Genomic DNA, 20,147 nt, shown 5'->3' on the forward strand with positions numbered 1-20,147 from the left:
CTGGGAGGTGGCTTGTGAGACAACGGTTCGCATTCTCGGTGATTGCGGTTCTCCTGCTCCTTGTGCTCGGCGGCTGTGCTTCTTCCGGTGTGCTGCCGGAGCGGCCGCGGGAGATTCGGCTGGAGGATCCGCTACCGCTCGATCCGTCGGTGCGTTCCGGGCGCCTCGACAACGGTTTGACCTACCTGATTCGGGCCTATGGCAAGCCCGCCGAAAGGGCCGATGTGCGGCTGGTGGTGGATGCCGGTTCGCTGGTCGAGGAAGAGGACCAGCGCGGTCTGGCGCACTTCGTGGAGCACATGGCCTTCAATGGCAGTGAGCACTTCGGCGAGCAGGAACTGGTGGATTACCTGGAGTCCATCGGCATGCGCTTCGGGCCAGACATCAACGCCTACACCAGCTTCGACGAGACGGTGTACACGTTGACCGTGCCGACGGACGATCCGCTGCTGCTCGATCGCGCGTTCTTGATCCTCGAAGATTGGGCCCACGGTGTCGCCTTCGACGAGGCGGCGGTGGAGCGGGAGCGGGGGGTGGTGATCGAGGAGTGGCGCCTAGGGCGCGGCGCCGGCGCCCGGTTGCGGGATGCTCAACTGCCGGTGATGCTCCGGGGGTCGCGCTACGCGGAGCGTTTGCCGATCGGCGAGTTGGAAGTTCTGGAGACTGCCACTGCGGCGGATTTGCGGCGCTTCTACGAGACCTGGTACCGACCCGACCGGATGGCGGTGGTGGCGGTGGGGGACTTCGATCCGGATGAGGTCGAGGAGGCCATTCGAAGCCGATTCAGCAACTTGCGGCCGGCCGATGAGGCGGCTCCGCCCTCGACCTTCGACATTCCTGCCCACGACGAGACGCTGTTCACCCTCAACTCGGACCCGGAGGTCTCCAACACCTTCGTCTCGGTGCAGTACAAGTTGCCGGCCGCTGAGCAGGGCACCTTCGGCACCTACCGCCGCCGCCTGGTCGAAACGCTCTACCTGTCGATCCTCAACGAGCGCTTGTCGGTGACCGCCCGTCAGCCGGAGCCGCCCTTCCTCTTCGCCTCGGCGTCGCAGGGCGCCCTGGTGCGGGCCGGAGAAGTCTTCACCCTGGCCGCGGCGGTCGAGCCGGGGCGCTCGGCGGCAGGTTTGGCGGCGGTCTTGACGGAGGCCGAGCGAGCCTTCCGGCACGGGGTGACGGAGGGTGAAGTGGAGCGCGCCAAGCGCAACATGCTGCTGTTCTACGACCAGGCCCTGGTGGAGATTGAGAAGCTCGACTCATCCCTCTTCGCCGCCGAGTACACCCGTCACTTCCTTACCGACGAGCCGATCCCGGGGATCGCCCGGGAGGTGGCGATGGTGCACGTCTTCCTGCCCGGCATTTCGCCGCGGGAGGTGCATACGGTGGGTTCCCGCTGGATGGAGGAAGGGAGTCGCGTGGTGTCCGTGACGGCGCCGGAGTCGGCCACCGTTCCGCTGCCGGCGCAAGAAACCTTGGCGACGGTGCTGGCCGGAGTGGCGGCGACGGAGATCGAGCCCTACGACGACCGCACCCTCGACCGGCCGCTACTCGACGCCGCGCCGGAACCGGGAGAGATTGTGGCGGAGAGCGCCGTGCCGGAGGTTTCCCTCACCCGCTGGATCCTGTCGAACGGCATCGAGGTCCTGCTGCGGCCGACGGATTTCCAGAACGATCAAATCCTGCTCGCGGGCTTCAGCCCCGGCGGTCTGTCGCTGGTCAGCGATCGGGACCACCCCTCCGGCTTCCTTGCCACCACCCTGGTCGGCGAAGGAGGCCTCGGGGCCTTCGACCAAGTGCAGCTCGCCAAAGCCCTTTCCGGCGTCGCGGCCGGGGCGCAGCCCTACCTGACGGAGCTGGAAGAGGGCATCACCGCTAGCGCTTCGATCAACAGTCTCAAAGAGATGTTCGAGCTGGTGTACCTGACCTTCACGGCGCCGCGCATCGACCCGCAAGCGGCGGATGCCTTTCTCGCCCGTTCGCGGGCGCTGGTCAAGGATCGCCTCGCCAACCCCGGCACGGTGTTTTCGGATCGCATGGTGCGGGCCTTGACCCAGGATCACCCGCGCCGCCGGCCGGTGTCCGTGGCGCTCCTGGAGGAGGTCGACCTGGAGACGGCGGTGGAGGTGTATCGCGATCGCTTTGGCGATGCCGGCGATTTCACCTTCGTTCTGGTGGGCTCCTTCGACATCGATGATCTGCGCGAGCCGGTGCGCACCTACCTCGCCTCGCTGCCGGCGACCGGCCGCGAGGAGACCTGGCGGGACGTGGCGCCGCGGGCGCCCGCCGGCAACGTGGAGGTGGAAGTCACCAAGGGCCTGGAGCCGAGGAGCACTGTGCAGGTGGTGTTTTCCCGCGATGTCGAGTGGAGCCGCGAAGGGGAGTACGCCATGGGCACCCTGGAATCGATCCTCGGGGCGCGCCTGCGGGAGGTCCTGCGGGAAGACCTGGGCGCGACCTATGGTGTCCAGGTGTCCAGTAGCCTGACCTCCCGGCCCTTCGAGCACGCCACCCTGCGGATCGCCTTCGGCTGTGCGCCGGAGAAGGTGGAGGAGCTGCGGTCGGTGGTGTTTTCGGAACTCGAACGGCTGCGCAGCGAGCCGGTCGAGGAGGACGAGCTGGACAAGGTGCTGGAGGCGCAGCGGCGTAGCCGCGAGCTGCGCCTGAAGCAAAACGCCTTCTGGGTGGGTGCTCTCAAAACCTACGAGGTGCGGGGCATCGATCCGCGAGACCTGCTGAAGTTCGAAGAACTGATCGGCGCCATGACCCCGGAGCGGGTGCGCCGGGCGGCGGAGGAGTACATCGACCCGGAGCGCTACGTGTTCGGGGTGCTCTATCCGGAAGGGGAGAGCGTCGAAACGGAAGCCACCGCCGCCGAGGAATCCGCCGCGGCCGGCGGCTAGGCGGCTCTAGGGCGAGTCAGGCCCCACCCGGATGATGAGTTTGCCGGTCTTGCGGCCGTCGAACAGCCGCAGCAGGGCCTCCGGGGCATTTTCCAGGCCGTTGATGATGTGCGAGCGCGACCGGATCTTGCCTTCCTGGATCCACTGGCCCATCTGTCGGGCACCCTCGCCGTAGCGGTCCTGGTAATCGAAGACGATGAAGCCCTCCATGCGCGCCCGCTGCACCAGGAGCGACAGGTAGTTGGCCGGTCCCGGCGGCGGCTCGGTGGCGTTGTACTGGGAGATGGCGCCGCAGATCACCACCCGGGCGCCGCGGTTGATGGAGCGAAGCGCCGTGTCCAGGATTTTGCCGCCGACGTTGTCGAAGTAGACGTCGATGCCCCGCGGGCAGGCGGCGCGGAGGTCGGCGTGCAGATCCTCCGTCGCCTTGTAGTCGATGGCGGCGTCGAAGCCCAGTTCCTCCGTCAGCAGGGCGCACTTCTCGGGCCCGCCGGCGATGCCCACCGCCCGGCAACCCTCGATTTTGGCGATCTGGCCGACCAGCGAGCCCACGGCGCCGGCGGCACCGGAGACCAGCACCGTCTCGCCCTCCTTCGGCTCACCCACATCGAGCAGGCCGAAATAGGCGGTCATCCCCACCATGCCGAGGGGGCCCAGGGCGAGCTCGTAGGGCACGCCCGGCGGCAGGGCGTGGAGTTCCTCTCCGGGCATCACCGCCCACTGCTGCCAGCCGAGGGCGCCGGAGACCCGATCGCCTTCAGCGAACTTCGGATGGCGGGATTCCACCACCTCGCCCACCGCCAATCCGCGCATCACATCGCCCAGGGCGACCGGCGGAATATAGGACTTGCGGTCGTCCATCCAGCCGCGCATCGCGGGATCCAGGGACAGCATCACCGAGCGCACCAGCACTTCGCCGTCGCCGGCTGATGGAAGATCTGCTGCGGCCACCTCGAAGGTCGAATCGTCGGGCAGGCCGACGGGGCGTTCGGCGAGGCGGATCTGTAGGTTCTTTTCGGTCATCGAAGCTCCGCAGAGGATGGCCCGCACGATCCTTCAGGTTTCGTCGCGAGCAGAATTAGAGGCATGCGATCCGAGCCCAGAGGGCGAGGAGGCAGCTTAGCTGCCGAGGACGGGGTGAGCCCGGAAAGACCTGTTCTTTTCGGGCGAGGGGGCGCCCAGCCCCCTGGAAAGAAACAGCTAGCGGATGAGCTGAAATCATGCGCGAAGCGCTCTTCAGCCATCTGCTACTGGAGGCCGATGGCGATGGCTACCGCGATGGCGATGGAACCGACCACCCAGACCTTGAGCATGAAGGGAAAGACCAGCCGGAACCACCGGTCGTAGGGGATGCCGGCCAAGGTCAGGATGCCGATCAACACCGCGTTGGTCGGCACCAGGATGTTGGTGAACCCGTCGCCGAACTGGTAGGCCAGCACCGCCACCTGGCGGGACACCCCCACCAGGTCCGCCAGCGGCGCCATGATCGGCATGGTGACAAACGCCTGGCCGCTGCCCGACGGCACGAAGAGGTTGCACAGGGATTGGACGAAGAACATGCCGATGCCGGCGGCGGTGGCGCCCATCTGCTGTAGCGGCTGGGCGATGCCGTGGATCACCGTGTCGATCACCTGGCCGTCGTTCAATACCGTTTCGATGGCCCGGGCGAAGCCGATCAGGAGGGCGGTAGTGGTCAGCTCCGAGGCACCGTTGCAGAAGGACTTCGCCGCCTTGCTCGGTCCAATGCCGGCGATCACGGCCATAGCCAGCGTCAGGATCAAGAACAGGCTGCCCATCTCGACCAGGTACCAGCCCTTGGCCTTGATGCCCCAGATCAGGAGGCCGAGAGCCACCGTCAAGGCCACCAGGACGAGCCCGTGGCGGCCGGTCATGGTCATTTGCTTCGGTGCCCTCATCCCCGCCGGCACCGGAATGCCGGCGACCAGTGAGCGGTCCGGGTCGGCTTTCACCCGGCGGGCGTAGCTCCACACATGGTGCAGCGCGATGGCGAAGAACACCGCCAGAAGGATCCAGCGGAATCCCTGCCCGGAGGCCGGTTCCAGGCCGGCGACGCCCTGGGCGATCAGCACCGTAAAGGGATTCAGAGCGGCGGCACCGTAGCCCACGCCGTAGCCGATGCACACCACCGCCACGGCGGTCACCGTATCGAAGCCCAGAGCCACGAATAGGGTGATCAGCACCGGGATGAAGGGAATGTATTCCTCCGCCATGCCGATGGTCGACGAGCCGACGGCGAACACCGCCATCGCTCCTGCCACCAGCCAGAAGGGCCGATGCCCCAGCCGGTCGATCAACCTGCCGATCGAAGCGTCCACCGCGCCGGTGGCGCGGAAGACGGCGAAGAAGCCGCCGACGATCAGGATGAAGAAAATGATCTCGGCCGTCGAGTGGATGGCGAAGGAGCGCGGGATAGCGGTGAAAACGGCCAACGGCGATAGCGTTTCGGCGTCCGCCAGGCGCTCGTAGGTGCCTGGAACCACCTGTTCCCGGCCGTCCTCGTTGGTGATGCGCTCGAACTGGCCGGCGGGCAGCAAGAGGGTCAACGAATAGGCGACGACGATCATCCCAAAGAGCAGTACCAGCGTGTGGGGAACGCGGAAACGCGACTTCTTCATCGGCATCTCTCCCGAGCGAGGTTTCCATGGGCCTTACAGATACTTCGTTGAAGTAGCGCGAGGATAGCGCATCACTTCGGGGACGGGATTGATGAGCTGGAGCGCACGAAATCCCTATTTGCAAAATATATGGAAATGTGTATGATTCCGAAAAGGTAAGTAGTCAAAGCTTTTAAATCTGGTGCCTCGGCTGCACCTATGAGGTTTACTTCTTGGAATTGTCGCCGCCGCAGGTCGCTACCCAGAGGAGCTGTTCCTCCCCGCTGGATCCAGACGGGGTTTTTTCCATTTCAAGCAGGAGGCTTGACCAATGCGAACGAAGATCTTGTGTGCGGTGGCCCTCGCGCTGCTCGTCGCCATCCCGTGTTTCGCCGACAAAGTAGACGGAACCGACTTCAAAATGAACACCGACGGCAGCGTCGAGGTCAAAGGCCAATACTACGGAGACATGCTGGAGTTCCAGCTTTCCGACCAGTTCAAGCAGGGCGGCCACCGCTGCGGTAGCCAGAACCTGAGCGAGCTGGAGGAGCGGATTCTCCTCGCCCAGCCGTCCGACTGTTCCTTCAGCTCGACCACCATCCAGAGCGAGTACGACCCGGCGAACGGTCCGGTGTACACCATTCCGGTGGTGTTCCACATCATTCAGCGGACCAACGGCACGGGCAACGTGTCGAATAGCTTGATCAACAGCCAGCTCGACATCCTCAACGAGGACTTCCGGGCCTTGAGCGGCACGCCGGGCGCCCCCGGCACGGATACGGAGATTCAGTTCGTTCTCGCCAGCACGGACCCGAACGGCAACTCCACCACCGGTATCAACCGAGTGACCAGCAATGCCTACTTCACGGATCCCGGCCCGGGAGCCTTCAACGACATGAAGCAGGCCCTCAACTGGGACACCACCCGCTACCTCAACATCTATTCGAACGACGCCAACGGCGCTCTCGGCTATGCCACCTTCCCGCAGCAGGACGCCGGGGCCTACCTGGACGGCGTGGTGCTCCTGTGGTCCTCCGTCGGCCGTAACGCCCCGCAGGGCGGCATCTACAACCAGGGTCGCACGGCGACCCACGAGGTGGGGCACTACCTGGGGCTGTTCCACACCTTCCAAAGCGGTTGCGGTTCTGCCAGCTCGCCGTATACCACCGGCGACCTGATCGCCGACACGGAGCGCCAGTCGGCGGCCAACTTCAACTGCCCGGGGAGCGCCAATAGCTGCTCCAGCCGCGATCCGATCGAGAACTACATGAACTACACCCAGGACACCTGCATGGATCGCTTCACGGCGCAGCAGACCAACCGCATGCGTTGCTCGCTGGTCAACTATCGCTCGACCCTGGTCGGTGGCGGTGGCGGTCCGGGACCGGGCCCCGGTGAGCTGGAAAACGGCGTGGCGGAGACCGGTCTGTCCGGCTCGACGGGCGCCGAACTGCGCTTCACCCTGGAGGTGCCGGCGGGTGCCAGCAATCTGGTGTTCACCCAGTCCGGCGGCAGTGGCGACGCCGACCTCTACGTGCGCTTCGGCGCCGCTCCGACCACCAGCACTTGGGACTGCCGTCCCTACGCCGGCGGCAACAACGAGAGCTGCCCGATCAGCCCGGCGCAGACCGGGACCTACCACGTGATGGTGCGCGGCTACAGCGCCTTCTCCGGCGTCTCCCTGGTCGGTAGCTTCACCACCGGCGGCGGTGGCTCGCCGTGCCCGGGCTGCGAGGAGTACACCGGCAGCCTCTCCGGCACCGGCGACAGCGACGCCCACCCCAACGGCACCTGGTACCAGAGCGGCGCCGGCAACCACCGCGGCGTGCTCGAAGGCCCCAGCGGTGCGGACTTCGATCTCGAGCTCTACCGCTGGACCGGCAGTTGGACCAAGGTCGCCGAATCCACCAGCGCCAGCTCCGACGAAGAGGTCAACTACAGCGGTGCCAGCGGCTACTACTACTGGCGGATCCGTTCCTACAGCGGTAGCGGGTCGTACACCTTCTACCTCGATCGCCCGTAGTCCGAAACGGCCCAACCGGTCGTCCGAAGCCCGCCTCGCCCTTTGCGCAGAGGCGGGCTTTTTCGTAGCCTGGGGCGAGATCTCCCCATGAGACGCCTCCTCGCCCTTGGTTTCGCACTCCTTGCCTTGAGCGGGTGTGGTGCGTCCGGGGAAGTGGAGTACCCACCCACCGCCCGGATCGAAGTCGCCGCCGAGATGAAGGCCGATTTGGCGGCCGAGCGCCATGCCTCCGATGGTGGGGGAAGGGCCTGGCTGGAGACGCCCGGCGCCGAGGCGGTGCGCGCCGGCGCGCCGGGACGCTGGACCCTCCACTTCGAGACCGGACCGGAGGGCATTGCCGTCGGTGGGGTGATCTACCTCCAGGTGTCGCCCTTCTGGGGCTGGGGATCGCCGCAGACCGAGGCGCCGGACAGGCCGGGCTACACCCGTGTCGTCTCGGACCTTGAAGGCGTCGAACTGTTGGCGGCGGCGCTCGGTCCGCAGCTCTTGGCCGTGGAAGTGGGTGGACGGGCCCTCCTCCCGGGAGAGAAGGTGACCTTCGAGCTGGGCGCCGGTCGGTGGGGACTCACCGCCGACACCTACGCCGAGCGCGATGAGCGCTTCTGGGTCGCCGTCGACGGCGACGGCGACGGCATCCGCCAGTGGATCGCCGATCCACCCGCCGTCGACATCGCACCGGGGCCGCCGGTGCGGTTGGCGGTCACGATTCCTTCGACCGCCGCGCCGGGCGCCGTCCTCGAAGCGACCGTCGCCTGGCTCGACGCCGCGGCCAACGCAGCGAAAGCGCCTGCAGGCACGGTACGTTTCACCAGCGAGCCGCCCGGCCTAGTGGTCCCCAAACCCTGGTCCCCGCCCGGTGCCACCCGAATGTCAGACGAAAGGTCGGAGGCGGAGGAAGACCTTGGTTTTTCAAGGCTTTCCACGGGTGCCACCCGAATGTCATTTGAAGCTCCGAAGGCCGGAATCTACCGGCTGGTTGCCGAAAGCGACGTTGGCCTGCGGGCCGAGAGCAACCCCCTGTGGGTCGAGGCCGGCGCGCCGACGGTGCTGTGGGGAGATCTCCACGGTCACTCGAACCTGTCCGACGGCACCGGCACGCCGGAGGACTATTTCCGCTACGCCCGGGACGTCGCCGGCCTGGACGTTGTGGCGCTCACCGATCATGACCACTGGGGCCTGCCGTTCCTCGACCAGAGTCCAGAGCGCTGGGCGGAGATCCGCCAGCAGGTGGAGGCCTTCCACCAGCCGGGGCGCTTCGTGACGGTGCTGGGCTTCGAGTGGACGAACTGGATCTGGGGTCATCGCCACGTTTTGTACTTTGACGGCGCGACCTATGGGGTCGCCGAGGTGCTGAGCTCCCTCGATCCGCGCTACGAACATCCGGAGCAGCTGTGGGACGCGCTGCGTGGCCGCGAGGCGATGACCTTCGCTCACCACAGCGCCGGCGGGCCGGTGGCGACGGACTGGAGCATCGAGCCGGATCCGGAACTGGAGCCGGTGGCCGAGGTGGTCTCCGTCCACGGTTCGAGTGAGGCGGCGGACACGCCCTCGCCGATCTACAGCGCCGTCGCCGGCAACTGGCTGCGGGACGCTCTCGATCGCGGCTATCGGCTGGGAATGATCGGTAGCGGCGACGGCCACGACGGACATCCCGGACACACCCATCTGATCTCCCGCACCGGCGGTCTGGCGGCCATCCTCACCGCCGACCGCACCCGCGCCGGCGTCCTCCAGGCGCTACGTGAGCGCCGGGTCTACGCCACCAGCGGACCGCGCATCCTGCTGCAGACCGGCCTCGACGGCTTCCCCATGGGCGGCCGCCCGCCCGCCTCGGCGGTGGCCGGCGGCCAACTCGACGTGCGGGTGATCGGCACCGGACCGCTCGAACGGCTGGACGTGATCCGCAGCGGACAGGTGGTCGAGTCCATCCCCGGCGGTCCATCGCCCGTCGTCTCCCTAACCTTCGACCTTCGGGATCTCGCCGCCGGCGAATACATTTACGTGCGGGTGGTGCAGCACGACGGCGGATTGGCTTTCTCGAGCCCAATCTTTGTGCAGTAGGAAGGGTCGAAGTCTAGCTCCCGCTGCTAGCATGCGCCCTGCCCTATGAATCGAACCTTCCGTAGTCTCCGAGTCCTCGCCCTCGTTCCGCTCCTTTTCGCTGTCTCCTGCGCCTCGATGGCGCCGGCGGATTCATCGTCGACGACGCCGGCCGATAGCGACGCACCCTCGATTGCCGACACGGTGGAGGGCTTGGAGCCGCAGCAGGGGCTGTTCACCCTTTGGCCGGATCCCCGCCAGGGGCACCTGTGGTTGGAAGTGCCGCCGGCAGATGACGATGGGTTGGTCGGGCGCTTTCTCTACTACCAAGGCATTTTGACCGGCCTTGGCTCGAATCCCGTCGGTCTCGATCGCGGGCAGCTCGGCGAGGGCCGCATCGTCCGCCTGCGCCGCCTCGGCGGCCGGTTGTTGATCGAGGAGGAAAACCTGCGCTTCCGGGCGGAAAGCGACGATCCCCGGGAGCGCCGGGCGGTGCGCGAGTCTTTCGCCCCTTCGGTGCTGTGGGCGGGGACCCTCGAGGGCTTCGACGAGGACGGCTCCGCCGTGGTGGACCTCGCGCCCTTCGCTCTGCGGGACGCCCACCGGGTCGTCGCCCGCCTGCGCGACTCCGAAGAAGGCGCCTTCAGCCTGGATGCCGAGCGCAGCGTCGTGGACTTCGAAGCCAGCCGCTCCCTGCCGAACAATCTGGTGCTCGAAGGGTTGCTCACCTTCACCTCCAACGAACCCGGCCCCGAGGTGCAGGCCACGGCGGCGGACCCAACGGCGATCAGCCTGGTGCAGGTGCAAAACCTGGTGCGGCTACCGGACGACGACTACGTTCCCCGCGACTACGATCCGCGCATGGGGTCCTTCGAGATCTCGTTCCAGGACTACGCGGCGCCGCTCGATCAACCCATCGTGAAGCGCTACCTGGTGCGCCACCGCACCGACGAGCCCATCGTCTTCCACGTCGATCCGGGCATTCCCGATCCGGTGCGCTCGGCGGTGCTCGAGGGTGCTTCCTGGTGGGCCGATGCCTTCACTGCGGCCGGTTTTCCGGACGGCTTTCGGGTGGAGTTGCTGCCGGACGACGTCCATCCCCACGACGTGCGCTACAACGTCATCCAGTGGGTCCACCGGGCTACCCGCGGTTGGTCCTACGGCGGTGGGCTGATCGATCCGCGTTCTGGCGAAATGATCAAGGGGCACGTCTGGCTGGGGTCCCTGCGGGTGCGGCAGGATCGGCTGCTGTTCGAGGGCCTCGCCGGGGTGGCGAAGACCGGCTCCGGCGCCGCCGACGATCCGGTGGAACTCGCCCTCGCCCGCATCCGGCAACTCGCCGCTCACGAGGTCGGTCATGCCCTCGGAATGGCCCACAACTTCGCCGCCAGCACCTATGCCGACCGCGCCTCGGTGATGGACTATCCGCCGCCGCGGGTGCTGTTGACGGCGGACGGCGAGCTGGACTTCTCCCAAGCCTACGGCGTTGGCATCGGCGCCTGGGACAAGCTGGCCGCCACCTACGCCTACGGCGAACCGCCGATCGGGGAGAGCGAGGAAGAGTTCCTCGGCGGCCTGGTTCGCCGGGCGATCGCGGAAGGCATGCTCTTCCTGTCGGACGAAGACGCCCGCGGCGGCGCCTTCCATCCGAGTGCCTCGCTGTGGGACGACGGGGCGGATCCCGTCGCCGCCCTGCGCCGCGCCTGGCGAGTGCGCCGCGTCGCCCTGGACCGCTTCGGGGCCGACCGCATCGCCGCCGGCCGACCCCTCGCGCTGCTCGAAGAGGTGCTGGCGCCGGTCTACTTACACCACCGCTACCAGGTGGGTGCGGCGGCCAAACTGATCGGCGGCGTCGACTATCGCTACACCCTCGCGGGCGATGGTCAGCCGATGGCCACCGTCGTGCCGGCGGATCGTCAGCGGGAGGCCCTGGGGGCGCTCCTCGACACCCTCGATCCGGCGGAGTTGGATTTTCCCGAAGAAGTGTTGGCCCTACTGGCGCCGAGGCCGGCCGGTTTCGCGCCCACCCGAGAGCAGTTCGGAAGCCGGGCCGGTGCCGCCTTCGATTCCCTGGAAGCGGCCGCTGCGGCGGCCAACCTCACCTTCGACGAGCTGTTCGATCCGGCCCGTGCCGCGCGCCTGATCGATCAAAATCGGCGCGATGCGTCGCTACCGGGTTTCGAGGAGGTGATGTGGTTGACGGATCTCGCCCTCGCCGATCGGGTCGCCGGACACGGCCGAACGGCGGAGATCGCTCGCCGCGTGCAGTGGGAAATGGTGCGTCGCCTGATCGCCCTCGCCGACCGGCCGGGTGCGTCGGTGGCGGTGCGCTCCCGAGTGGAGGGTTGGCTGCGCCGGTTGCAGCCGACGGCAGAGGAGCTGGCCGCCTTGCCTCATTCAGGAGAACGGGCCCATCGCGCCTATCTGCGGACGGAAATCGAGCGTTTCTTGGCGCGCCCCGAGGGTAGCGAGCGCATCGCGCCGCCGGCCCTCGCGCCGCCGCCGGGCAGCCCCATCGGCGGCGCGGCCGGCACCGCCTTCGGCGTTCACGAGTTCTGCGGTTCCGGCTCGCTATAATCCGCCATCATGTCCAAGCCACTAGTAGTGCTCGAGAACGTAACGAAGGTCTATAAGCGCGGTGCCGAGACCTTGCAGGTGTTGGACGGTCTGTCCAGCGAGGTGGGGGAGGGCGAATTCGTCGCCCTGATGGGACCGTCCGGCTCCGGTAAGACCACCCTCCTCAACCTGATCGGCGGCCTCGACAAGCCGACTTCCGGCACCATTCGGGTAGGGGACGAAAGCATCGACCGGGCCTCGAATCGCCGGCTCACCCGCTGGCGGGGGCGCCACGTGGGCTTCGTCTTCCAGCTCTACAACCTGATCCCGGTTTTGACCGCCGAGCGCAATGTTGAATTGCCGTTGTTGCTGACCCGCCTGGGCCGGGGAGAGCGCCGGAAGCGCGCCGCTACGGCCCTAGAAGTAGTCGGTCTGGCGGATCGCTCCGGCCACTATCCGCGGCAGCTCTCCGGCGGCCAGGAGCAACGGGTTTCGATCGCCCGGGCGATCGTCACGGATCCCACCCTGATTTTGGCCGACGAGCCCACCGGCGACCTCGACCGCGCCTCCGGCGACGAGATCCTCGATCTCCTCCAGCTCTTGAACGAGGAGCACGGCAAGACCATCGTCATGGTCACCCACGATCCCCGGGCGGCGGAGCGGGCCAATCGCATCGTCCATCTCGACAAGGGTCGCCTGGCGGCGGCACCGGCAGCCTGAGAGAGTCGCAAGTCATGCGCTACTTGCCCCTCATCTGGAAAAACCTCACCCGCAAGAAGGTCCGCACCGGGCTCACCCTGCTGTCAATCTTCGTCGCCTTCTTCCTCTTCGGCCTGCTGATGGCGGTCAAGGTGGGCTTCGGCGCCGGTATCGAGATCGACGGTTTGAAGCGCCTGGTGATGCTCAACAAGGTGTCGATCATCCAGCCGCTGCCGTACTCCTACCGGCAGCGCATCGAAAGCCGCGAGGGGGTCGCCCGGGTGAGCGAGGCGAACTGGTTCGGCGGCGTATACCAGGATCCCAAGAACCAGTTCGCGCAGTTCGCCGTCGACCCGGAGGCGTACCTGGCGATCTATCCGGAGATCGAGCTGCCGCCGGATCAGCGAGAGGCGTGGTTCGCCAACCGTACCGGTGCGGTGGTCGGACGCAAGACCGCCGAGCGCTTCGACTGGTCTATCGGTGATCGGGTAGCCATCGAAGGCACCATCTTCCGGCCGTCCGACGACCCCACCTGGGAGTTCGTCATCGACGGCATTTACGACGGCGCCGAGCGCTCAACGGACGAAACCCAGTTCCTCTTCCACTACGAATATCTGCGCGAGCGGATGAACAACATGGGCTCCACCGGCATGTATCTCATCGAGGTGGAGGATCGCGACCGCGCCGCCGCCATCGCGGCGGATCTCGATCAGCTCTTCGCCAATTCATCGGCGGAGACCAAGACCTCCACCGAGAAAGCCTTCGTTCAGGCCTTCGCCAACCAGACCGGCAACATCGGCAAGATTGTTGTGGGGGTGTCGGCGGTGGTCTTCTTCACTCTCCTGTTGGTCACCGGCAGCGCCATGGCGCAGTCCGTGCGGGAGCGCATCCATGAGTTGGGGGTCCTGAAAACCCTCGGCTTCGAGGACGGCAAGGTGATGGGTCTTGTACTCGCCGAGTCCCTGCTGCTGGCGGTGCTCGGCGGCGGCTTCGGCCTGGCGGCGATCTGGTTCCTGAGCCGCAACGCCGACCTCGGCGGTCAGTTCCTGCCCACCCTTTACATGCCCACCCAGGCCTTGATCATCGGCATCGTCCTGGTCCTGATGTTGGGGCTGGTGACCGGCGCCGTGCCGGCCGTCCAGGCGCTGCGCCTGCGGGTGGTCGACGCCCTTCGGAGAGGCTGATGCGCTGGCTGTCGCAGATCGTCGCCGTCACCGCCTTCAGCCTGCGCGGCCTGCCGCAGCGCCTGGGTAGCTCCGCCGTGACGGTGGTCGGCATCGGTGGGGTGGTGATGGTGCTGGTCGGAGTGCTCTCCGTTGCCGCCGGTTTCCGCGCCACCCTCGCCAGCACCGGCGACGCGGACAACGTCATCGTCATGCGCTCCGGCGCCACCTCCGAGATGGTCAGCGGTCTGTCCCTGGAGCAGGTGCAGATCATCAGCGAGCAGCCCACCGTGGCGCGGGACGGCGAAGACCGACCGTTGTCGTCGGGCGAGCTGTTCGTCGTCGTCGACCAGCCAAAGAAGGGCACCGGCACCGGCGCCAACGTACCCCTGCGGGGGGTCGAACAGGCCTCCTTCGAGGTGCGGAGCTCCTTTGAGGTGGTCGAGGGACGGTTGTTCGAAGCCGGGCGCAACGAACTGATCGTCGGCCGCGCCGCCTCGGAGGAGTTCGAGGGGCTCTCCCTGGGCTCCGAAGTGCGCTGGGGCGACATCGACTGGCGGGTGGTGGGGATCTTCGACACCGGCGGCACCGCCGAGGACTCCGAAGTCTGGTGCGACGCCAAGGTGCTGCAGCCGGCCTACCAGCGGGGCACGTCCTACCAGTCCGTCCACGCCAAGCTGGAGTCGCCGGCCGCCCTCGAATCCTTCGTCGCCGGCCTGAAGGCGGATCCGCGGGTCAACGTCAAGGTGCAGCGGGAGTCGGACTACTACTCCGAGCAATCGACGGTGATGACCGCCCTGATCACCGGCTTGGGCACCATGATCGCCCTGCTGATGGGCTTCGGCGCCATCTTCGGCGCTCTCAATACCCTGTACGCGGCGGTCTCCGCTCGTACCCGCGAAATCGCCACCCTGCGAGCCTTGGGCTTCGGCTCCGGTCCGGTGGTGATCTCGGTGCTCGCCGAGTCCCTGGCCCTGGCCGCCCTGGGAGGACTTCTCGGCGCCGGGTTGGCCTTCGTGCTGTTCAACGGTTTCCAGGCGGCGACGCTCAACTTCCAGACCTTCTCGCAGGTTGCGTTCGCCTTCGCCGTGACGCCTTTTCTGATGACCGTCGGAATCTTCTACGCCCTCTTGATGGGCCTCTTCGGCGGCTTCTTCCCGGCTATTCGCGCCGCGCGCCTGCCCGTATCCACCGCCCTGCGGCAACTCTGATCCAAGTCCAGGAACGCCCGCGATGAACGAAACCCGCCAGAAGCTGGGAGATCTGCGCATCTCCGACGACGACCGATCACCAGATGCCTCCGGTGGCCGCCGCTGGGGGCTGGTCGCCCTGGCGGCGGTGCTGCTGGTGCTGGCCCTCGGCGCCGGCTGGTGGCTGACCCGCCCACGGGCTGTTGAGGTCGAGACCGCCACCGTCGTGCGCGAGGGCGGCGGGGTGGAAAGCCGCGCCGCGGTCCTCGATGCCTCCGGCTACGTCGTCGCCCGGCTGCGGGCAACGGTGTCCTCCAAGATCACCGGCAAGATCGAAGAAGTGCTGGTCGAAGAAGGTGTCTCGGTGGAGGAGGGCCAGGTGCTTGCCCGCCTCGACGCCTCGGGCCCCCAGCGGCAGGTCCGCTTGGCCGAGGCCGAACTGGCCTCCGCCAAGAGTTCGCAGGAAGAAACGCGGGTGCTGCTGGCCGACGCAAGACGTTCCGCCGAACGCAGCCGTTCCCTCGCCGAGCAGGACATCCTGAGCACCTCCATGCTCGACGAAGACCAGGCGACGGCCGATGCCCTCGCCGCCCGCCTCGAACTCGGCCGCGACCAGATCGCCGTCGCCGAACGCCGCCTCGCCGTCGCCCGCCAGGCCCTCGACGACACCGTGGTGCGGGCGCCCTTCGCCGGCATGGTGGTCACCAAAGACGCCCAGCCCGGCGAGATGATCTCCCCGGTCTCCGCCGGCGGCGGCTTCACCCGCACCGGCATCTGCACTCTGGTCGACATGAACTCCCTGGAGATCGAAGTCGACGTCAACGAGGCCTTCATCACCCGCGTCCGGCCCGACCAGCCGGTGCGCGCGGTCTTGAACGCCTATCCGGACTGGGACATCCCCACTCGGGTCATCACCCCGGTCCCCACCGCCGACCGTCAGCGGGCCACCGTGCGGGTGCGCATCGCCTTCGAAGAAATGGACGAGCGCATCCTGCCGGAGATGGGGGTCAAAGTCTCCTTCCTCGAAGAAGCCGAACCGGTCCCCACCCAAGCCGACCGCCCCCGCCTGTGGATCCCCACCTCCGCCGCTCGCCAGGACGACGGCGGCACCTTCGCCTGGGTGGTAGAAGACGGCACCGCCCGCCGCCGGGCCATCGAAACCGGCACCGAGCGCAGCGAGCGGGTGGAGGTGGCGCGAGGCCTGACGGTGGGCGAGGTCGTGGTCACCGAGAACACCGCCGATCTCAGCGACGGGCAAGCGGTGCGGGCCGAGGCGGAATGATCTGGGTGGAGTGAAGAGTCCGCTTTTTGCCGCAAATAGATCCTCGGGTGGATTTTACTTCCGATTATTTGCGCCAGATTGACCATTTTGTGGAGTCATGATGGCTCCGCCGACATTCGGGTGGCACCTTTCCTTCCGCCGCCGACATTCGGGTGGCACCTGGTGAGGGAGTGGGAGAACGATGAAAGCCAAGGAACGGGACGAGCTTCTCAAGACGCTGGAAGAGCGGTTTGCCGCGAATCCTCAGCGGCATTCCGGCGTGGTGTGGGCCGACGTCCTGGCGAAGCTTGGAGGCTGGCCTGAGGCTCTGCGGTCGATACACGAGATGGAGAAGACCGGTGGCGAGCCGGATGTGGTGGTTCTCGACACCGGCGCGAATCACATCGTCTTCTGCGACTGCTCGGTGGAGAGTCCTGCGGGGCGGAGGAGTCTCTGCTTCGACCAAGAGGCCCTCGAAGCACGGAAGAAGAACAAGCCGCGCGGCAGCGCCGCCGGGATGGCCGCCGAGGTGGGCGTCGATCTTCTGACTGAGGAGCAGTACCGAGCGCTGCAGAAACTCGGCGAGTTCGATCTGAAGACTTCGAGCTGGGTGGCGACACCGCCCGAGGTACGGGCGCTCGGCGGAGCAATCTTCTGCGACCGGCGCTACGGCCGAGTGTTCACTTACCACAATGGTGCGCAGTCCTACTACGCTGCCCGGGGCTTCCGTGGAGTGGTTCGGGTGTGAGTGGGATCCGAGCGCCTCGGTCTCGCCCGCCGAATTCCGGCACCTGGCCTTGGCGGTCCCCGCTAGGAGCCGCCGCGGCCGGTGGCGGCTCGGACCTGTAGGCCTTGGACTTCGACTTTGATGTCGGCGAGTTCTTCGGCGCTCAGGGGGCGGTTCGTCGAGACGCCGAGGATGTATTGGTTGCGCAGTTCGGCGTTGATCTGGGCGTAGGCTTCGGTGAGTTGGTCGAAGCGGTCGATGTCGAACAGCCGGCCGCCGGTGCGGGCGGTGACGGTTTCGAGGTCGGCCCGGCCGTAGGGCCGCGCCCGCGGCCGGCCGCCGATCTGTTCGCTCGCCAGCCCGGCGAGGGACAGGATGTACACCGGCACCCCTTGGGCGCGGGCTAGTTCGACGGCGCGGCGGGGACCGAAGCGGCTGCCAAAGTCCTGGCCGTCGGTCAGAAGGACCAGCGCCCGCCGGCCCGGGGCGTCTGCGATCTGCCCGAGGGAAAAGACGATGGAGTCCCACAGGGCGGTGCCGCCGCTGGCGCGCAGCGCCCCGAAGCCGCGGATCAGATCGAGCACGTCCTGGGAGTAGGGGTGGATCAGGCGCGGCTGGTCGTCGAAGGAGACCAGGAAGGCGCCGTCGCCGGGCGCGACGGTTTCCGTCAGGAAACGCGAGGCGGCCTTCTTGGTGTCGGGCATCAGCACCCACATGCTCTCGGAGGTGTCGACCAGCAGGCCGAGGACGAGGGGCACTTCGTCGGCGATCTGGAAGCGGCTGACCGCCAGGGTTTCACCTTTGCGCTCGACCCGAAAGTCTTCTGCCGAGAGATCGGGTACCGGCTTGCCGCCGCGGTCGCTCACCACCGCGAAGATCTCCACCAGATTGACCTCCACCCGGTCCGTCAGGCCCGGCGAGGCGGCGAGCCAGACGTCTTCCAGGGTGCGGCCATCGGCGAGCACCGCTTGGAGGCGTAGGTAGTCGGCGGCGGAGGCGTTGTCGGAGGCTTCCGGCGGCAGCTCCAGACGAAAGTCCTGGGGCGTACGGCCGGTGGTGGTGATCAGCTCTTCGTTCCAGTAGAACTCTACCCGCTCGAGGACTCCGTCCGGCGGTAGGTCGAGGTCGGCGGAGACGGTGAGGGTGCTGCCTGCCGGCTCGCCGGCCACCCGCGTCAGCCGGAAGCGGAAGGAGGCCGCCGCCTGGTTGATGTCGAGGGTGTGCTCGCCGAGGACTCCGCGGCCGCCATCGAGGGCGACGACTCTCAGGGTTTGCGGCCGGGCTTCTCTTCCGAGATCCACCGTGGCGGAGAAGGGCTGGCGGTCGTCTTCCGCCACCTTCTCGCCGTCGAGGTAGAACTCCACCCACATGACCGCCGGCGTAGTGACGAGGGTCTCTAGCCGAACTTTGCCGGTGACCGCTCCTTCGATGCCGCCGGCCAGGCGTCCCAGGCCGGCGCGCCGGGGCGGTAGCAGCAGGATGACCCGGCGTCCGACGGTGGGCGCGGCGGTGTTGGTCTCGGGAGGTTGCCGCGGCGTCCGTTCATCGGCGGCTTGTGGTGGGGTGTCCGTGGAGTCTTCGCTGACCGAAGTCGCCGATATCGCGTCGACGGTGCGTCCGGGTCCGTCGGCCAGCCGCGCTCCTCCGAATTCCAGGCGAGCCGCCCCCCAACGCCCTGCGGCGCGGTCTTCGATCACCACCGCGCCACCGCGCAGATCGCCTACCTCGAGGCGCTCGCGCCAGCGCCAGCGGGCGGCGCCGGCGAGGTCGTCGGCCGCGAAGGTGCGGTGGACGACCAGCGGTGCGGCGTCGAGCCGGTCGAGGTAGAGGGTCGCCAGGAACCGGGCGGAGTCCGGGTTGTCCGACGCGAGGTCGAGAACGGCGGTGACGGCGCCCACGCCTTCGGCGAGCGGCGGGCCTTCGTTGCCACCACCCCCCGGGCCGAGGCGCACGGCACCCCGCACGGTGAGGGGGCCTCGGTCACCGGTGCCCTCCAGGACCGCCCGCGCCCGCGTTTCTCGGATCGCCATCGGCGTATTGGAGGAGGCGAGGCGAAGGGGATTGCCGTCACCGTCGGTGACTTCGGCGAGGGAATCCACCGGCATCTCTTGGAGCGGAAGGCACTGCACCACCTGTGATCCCTCAAGGGCCACCAAGGCCCGGTCGAGGTCCTCCGGACTCCGCACGGACCGCCCTCCGGAGAGGGCGGCGGCATCCCGCGGAGGAGACGCCGCCGGCCGCGCCGGTGCCGGGGCCCGGTCCATCGCCAACGGCAGGAGGGTCCAGCCGGAGGCGGCGGCGATCGCCGCCAGCTCGTTTTCGGCCGCTACCGCCCAGTCCTCGAAGGTGATTTCGTCGCGCACCCGGAAGAGGGCGGACGGAACGGCGCGGTCCACCGTCGCCAGATGGTGGAGGAGGGCGTCACGGGAGCGCTCCAGCAGGTCCTTCTCTTCGGCCACCAGTTCTCGTTCCAGGCGCCGAGCGGCCTCGTCGAGGGGGCGCTCCGGCAGCTCCGAGCGAATCTCCGCCAGTTCGCCGGCCAGCGCGCTCGAATCGGCCAGGTCCAACAGCGCCTCGCGGATGGCGGCGGCGTCGCCGGTGGGGTTCAGGTAGGGCGTCGGCACCGGATCGACCAGGACCACCTCGACCTCGCCCAGGGTCGCCAGGGCGCCCGCGCGGTTCGCCAGGGCGCGGGCGCTCGACGCCATGGAAGACGGGGTCAGCAGGGTGGGATCGAAATAGAGGCTGACCCGCCAGCGCTCGACCGGCCGGGTGACGATGTCGACACACGGCCCACCGTCCACCTGGAGCGCCTGCGGGGTGTCCGGCAGCACCGTTTCGAAGACGGGAGCCTCGGCGTCGGTCGGCGGTGCGGGCTGGGCGGTCGCCGCCGAGGCGACGAGGAAGGTGGTGGCGAGGAGAAGTCGAAGGCTCATCGCCGGAACGGGATGCAAGACCATCGCCACCCTCGGC

The 20,147-nt window shown here is 67.6% G+C and carries 12 protein-coding genes; 9 read left to right on the forward strand and 3 right to left on the reverse strand.

Going from position 1 to position 20,147, the window contains the following annotated elements:
* Window positions 1–14: 14 nt before the first annotated feature.
* Window positions 15–2,900, forward strand: coding sequence for an insulinase family protein (locus tag AAF481_07315; protein ID MEM7480968.1), 2,886 nt, complete (start codon window positions 15–17; stop codon window positions 2,898–2,900).
* 6 nt (window positions 2,901–2,906) lie between these two features.
* On the opposite strand, the gene AAF481_07320 is transcribed toward AAF481_07315, so the two are convergent.
* Both AAF481_07320 and AAF481_07325 read right to left on the reverse strand, forming a co-directional pair.
* Window positions 2,907–3,923, reverse strand: a complete 1,017-nt coding sequence (locus tag AAF481_07320) for an NADP-dependent oxidoreductase (GenBank protein MEM7480969.1) — start codon at window positions 3,921–3,923, stop codon at window positions 2,907–2,909.
* 224 nt (window positions 3,924–4,147) lie between these two features.
* Window positions 4,148–5,536, reverse strand: a complete 1,389-nt coding sequence (locus tag AAF481_07325) for a TIGR00366 family protein (protein MEM7480970.1) — start codon at window positions 5,534–5,536, stop codon at window positions 4,148–4,150.
* Window positions 5,537–5,846: 310 nt separating this feature from the next.
* On the opposite strand from AAF481_07325, the gene AAF481_07330 reads away from it, so the two are divergent.
* From AAF481_07330 to AAF481_07365, 8 genes are all read left to right on the forward strand, one after another.
* Complete coding sequence (locus AAF481_07330; GenBank protein MEM7480971.1) at window positions 5,847–7,538, forward strand: pre-peptidase C-terminal domain-containing protein; 1,692 nt, start codon at window positions 5,847–5,849, stop codon at window positions 7,536–7,538.
* An 87-nt stretch (window positions 7,539–7,625) separates the two neighbouring features.
* Window positions 7,626–9,599, forward strand: coding sequence for a CehA/McbA family metallohydrolase (locus tag AAF481_07335; protein ID MEM7480972.1), 1,974 nt, complete (start codon window positions 7,626–7,628; stop codon window positions 9,597–9,599).
* Window positions 9,600–9,644: 45 nt separating this feature from the next.
* On the forward strand, window positions 9,645–12,155 hold the full coding sequence (locus AAF481_07340) for a zinc-dependent metalloprotease (GenBank protein MEM7480973.1): 2,511 nt from the start codon (window positions 9,645–9,647) through the stop codon (window positions 12,153–12,155).
* 9 nt (window positions 12,156–12,164) lie between these two features.
* Window positions 12,165–12,854, forward strand: a complete 690-nt coding sequence (locus AAF481_07345; protein MEM7480974.1) for an ABC transporter ATP-binding protein — start codon at window positions 12,165–12,167, stop codon at window positions 12,852–12,854.
* A gap of 14 nt (window positions 12,855–12,868) precedes the next feature.
* Window positions 12,869–14,017 (forward strand): ABC transporter permease, encoded by a 1,149-nt coding sequence (locus tag AAF481_07350; GenBank protein MEM7480975.1) that lies wholly within the window; start codon window positions 12,869–12,871, stop codon window positions 14,015–14,017.
* On the forward strand, window positions 14,017–15,207 hold the full coding sequence (locus AAF481_07355; GenBank protein ID MEM7480976.1) for an ABC transporter permease: 1,191 nt from the start codon (window positions 14,017–14,019) through the stop codon (window positions 15,205–15,207). The genes AAF481_07350 and AAF481_07355 overlap by 1 nt, the downstream gene beginning before the upstream one ends.
* Window positions 15,208–15,229: 22 nt before the next feature.
* Window positions 15,230–16,468 (forward strand): efflux RND transporter periplasmic adaptor subunit, encoded by a 1,239-nt coding sequence (locus AAF481_07360; protein MEM7480977.1) that lies wholly within the window; start codon window positions 15,230–15,232, stop codon window positions 16,466–16,468.
* 181 nt (window positions 16,469–16,649) lie between these two features.
* Window positions 16,650–17,195, forward strand: a complete 546-nt coding sequence (locus AAF481_07365; protein MEM7480978.1) for a DUF4256 domain-containing protein — start codon at window positions 16,650–16,652, stop codon at window positions 17,193–17,195.
* A gap of 62 nt (window positions 17,196–17,257) precedes the next feature.
* Here AAF481_07365 and AAF481_07370 read toward each other — a convergent pair whose 3' ends face one another.
* Window positions 17,258–20,134 carry a VWA domain-containing protein gene (locus tag AAF481_07370; GenBank protein MEM7480979.1) on the reverse strand — a complete coding sequence of 959 codons (2,877 nt, stop codon included), beginning with the start codon at window positions 20,132–20,134 and terminating at the stop codon, window positions 17,258–17,260.
* Window positions 20,135–20,147 lie beyond the last annotated feature (13 nt).

This window comes from Acidobacteriota bacterium, assembly GCA_039030395.1.
Taxonomy (GTDB): domain Bacteria; phylum Acidobacteriota; class Thermoanaerobaculia; order Multivoradales; family JBCCEF01; genus JBCCEF01.

Bases quoted from the DNA above. Each gene is read 5' to 3' on its own strand.
- AAF481_07320 (MEM7480969.1), bottom strand. From the start codon at position 3,923: ATGACCGAAAAGAACCTACAGATCCGCCTCGCCGAACGCCCCGTCGGC.
- AAF481_07325 (MEM7480970.1), bottom strand. From the start codon at position 5,536: ATGAAGAAGTCGCGTTTCCGCGTTCCCCACACGCTGGTACTGCTCTTT.
- AAF481_07330 (MEM7480971.1), top strand. From the start codon at position 5,847: ATGCGAACGAAGATCTTGTGTGCGGTGGCCCTCGCGCTGCTCGTCGCC.
- AAF481_07335 (MEM7480972.1), top strand. From the start codon at position 7,626: ATGAGACGCCTCCTCGCCCTTGGTTTCGCACTCCTTGCCTTGAGCGGG.
- AAF481_07340 (MEM7480973.1), top strand. From the start codon at position 9,645: ATGAATCGAACCTTCCGTAGTCTCCGAGTCCTCGCCCTCGTTCCGCTC.
- AAF481_07345 (MEM7480974.1), top strand. From the start codon at position 12,165: ATGTCCAAGCCACTAGTAGTGCTCGAGAACGTAACGAAGGTCTATAAG.
- AAF481_07350 (MEM7480975.1), top strand. From the start codon at position 12,869: ATGCGCTACTTGCCCCTCATCTGGAAAAACCTCACCCGCAAGAAGGTC.
- AAF481_07355 (MEM7480976.1), top strand. From the start codon at position 14,017: ATGCGCTGGCTGTCGCAGATCGTCGCCGTCACCGCCTTCAGCCTGCGC.
- AAF481_07360 (MEM7480977.1), top strand. From the start codon at position 15,230: ATGAACGAAACCCGCCAGAAGCTGGGAGATCTGCGCATCTCCGACGAC.
- AAF481_07365 (MEM7480978.1), top strand. From the start codon at position 16,650: ATGAAAGCCAAGGAACGGGACGAGCTTCTCAAGACGCTGGAAGAGCGG.
- AAF481_07370 (MEM7480979.1), bottom strand. From the start codon at position 20,134: ATGGTCTTGCATCCCGTTCCGGCGATGAGCCTTCGACTTCTCCTCGCC.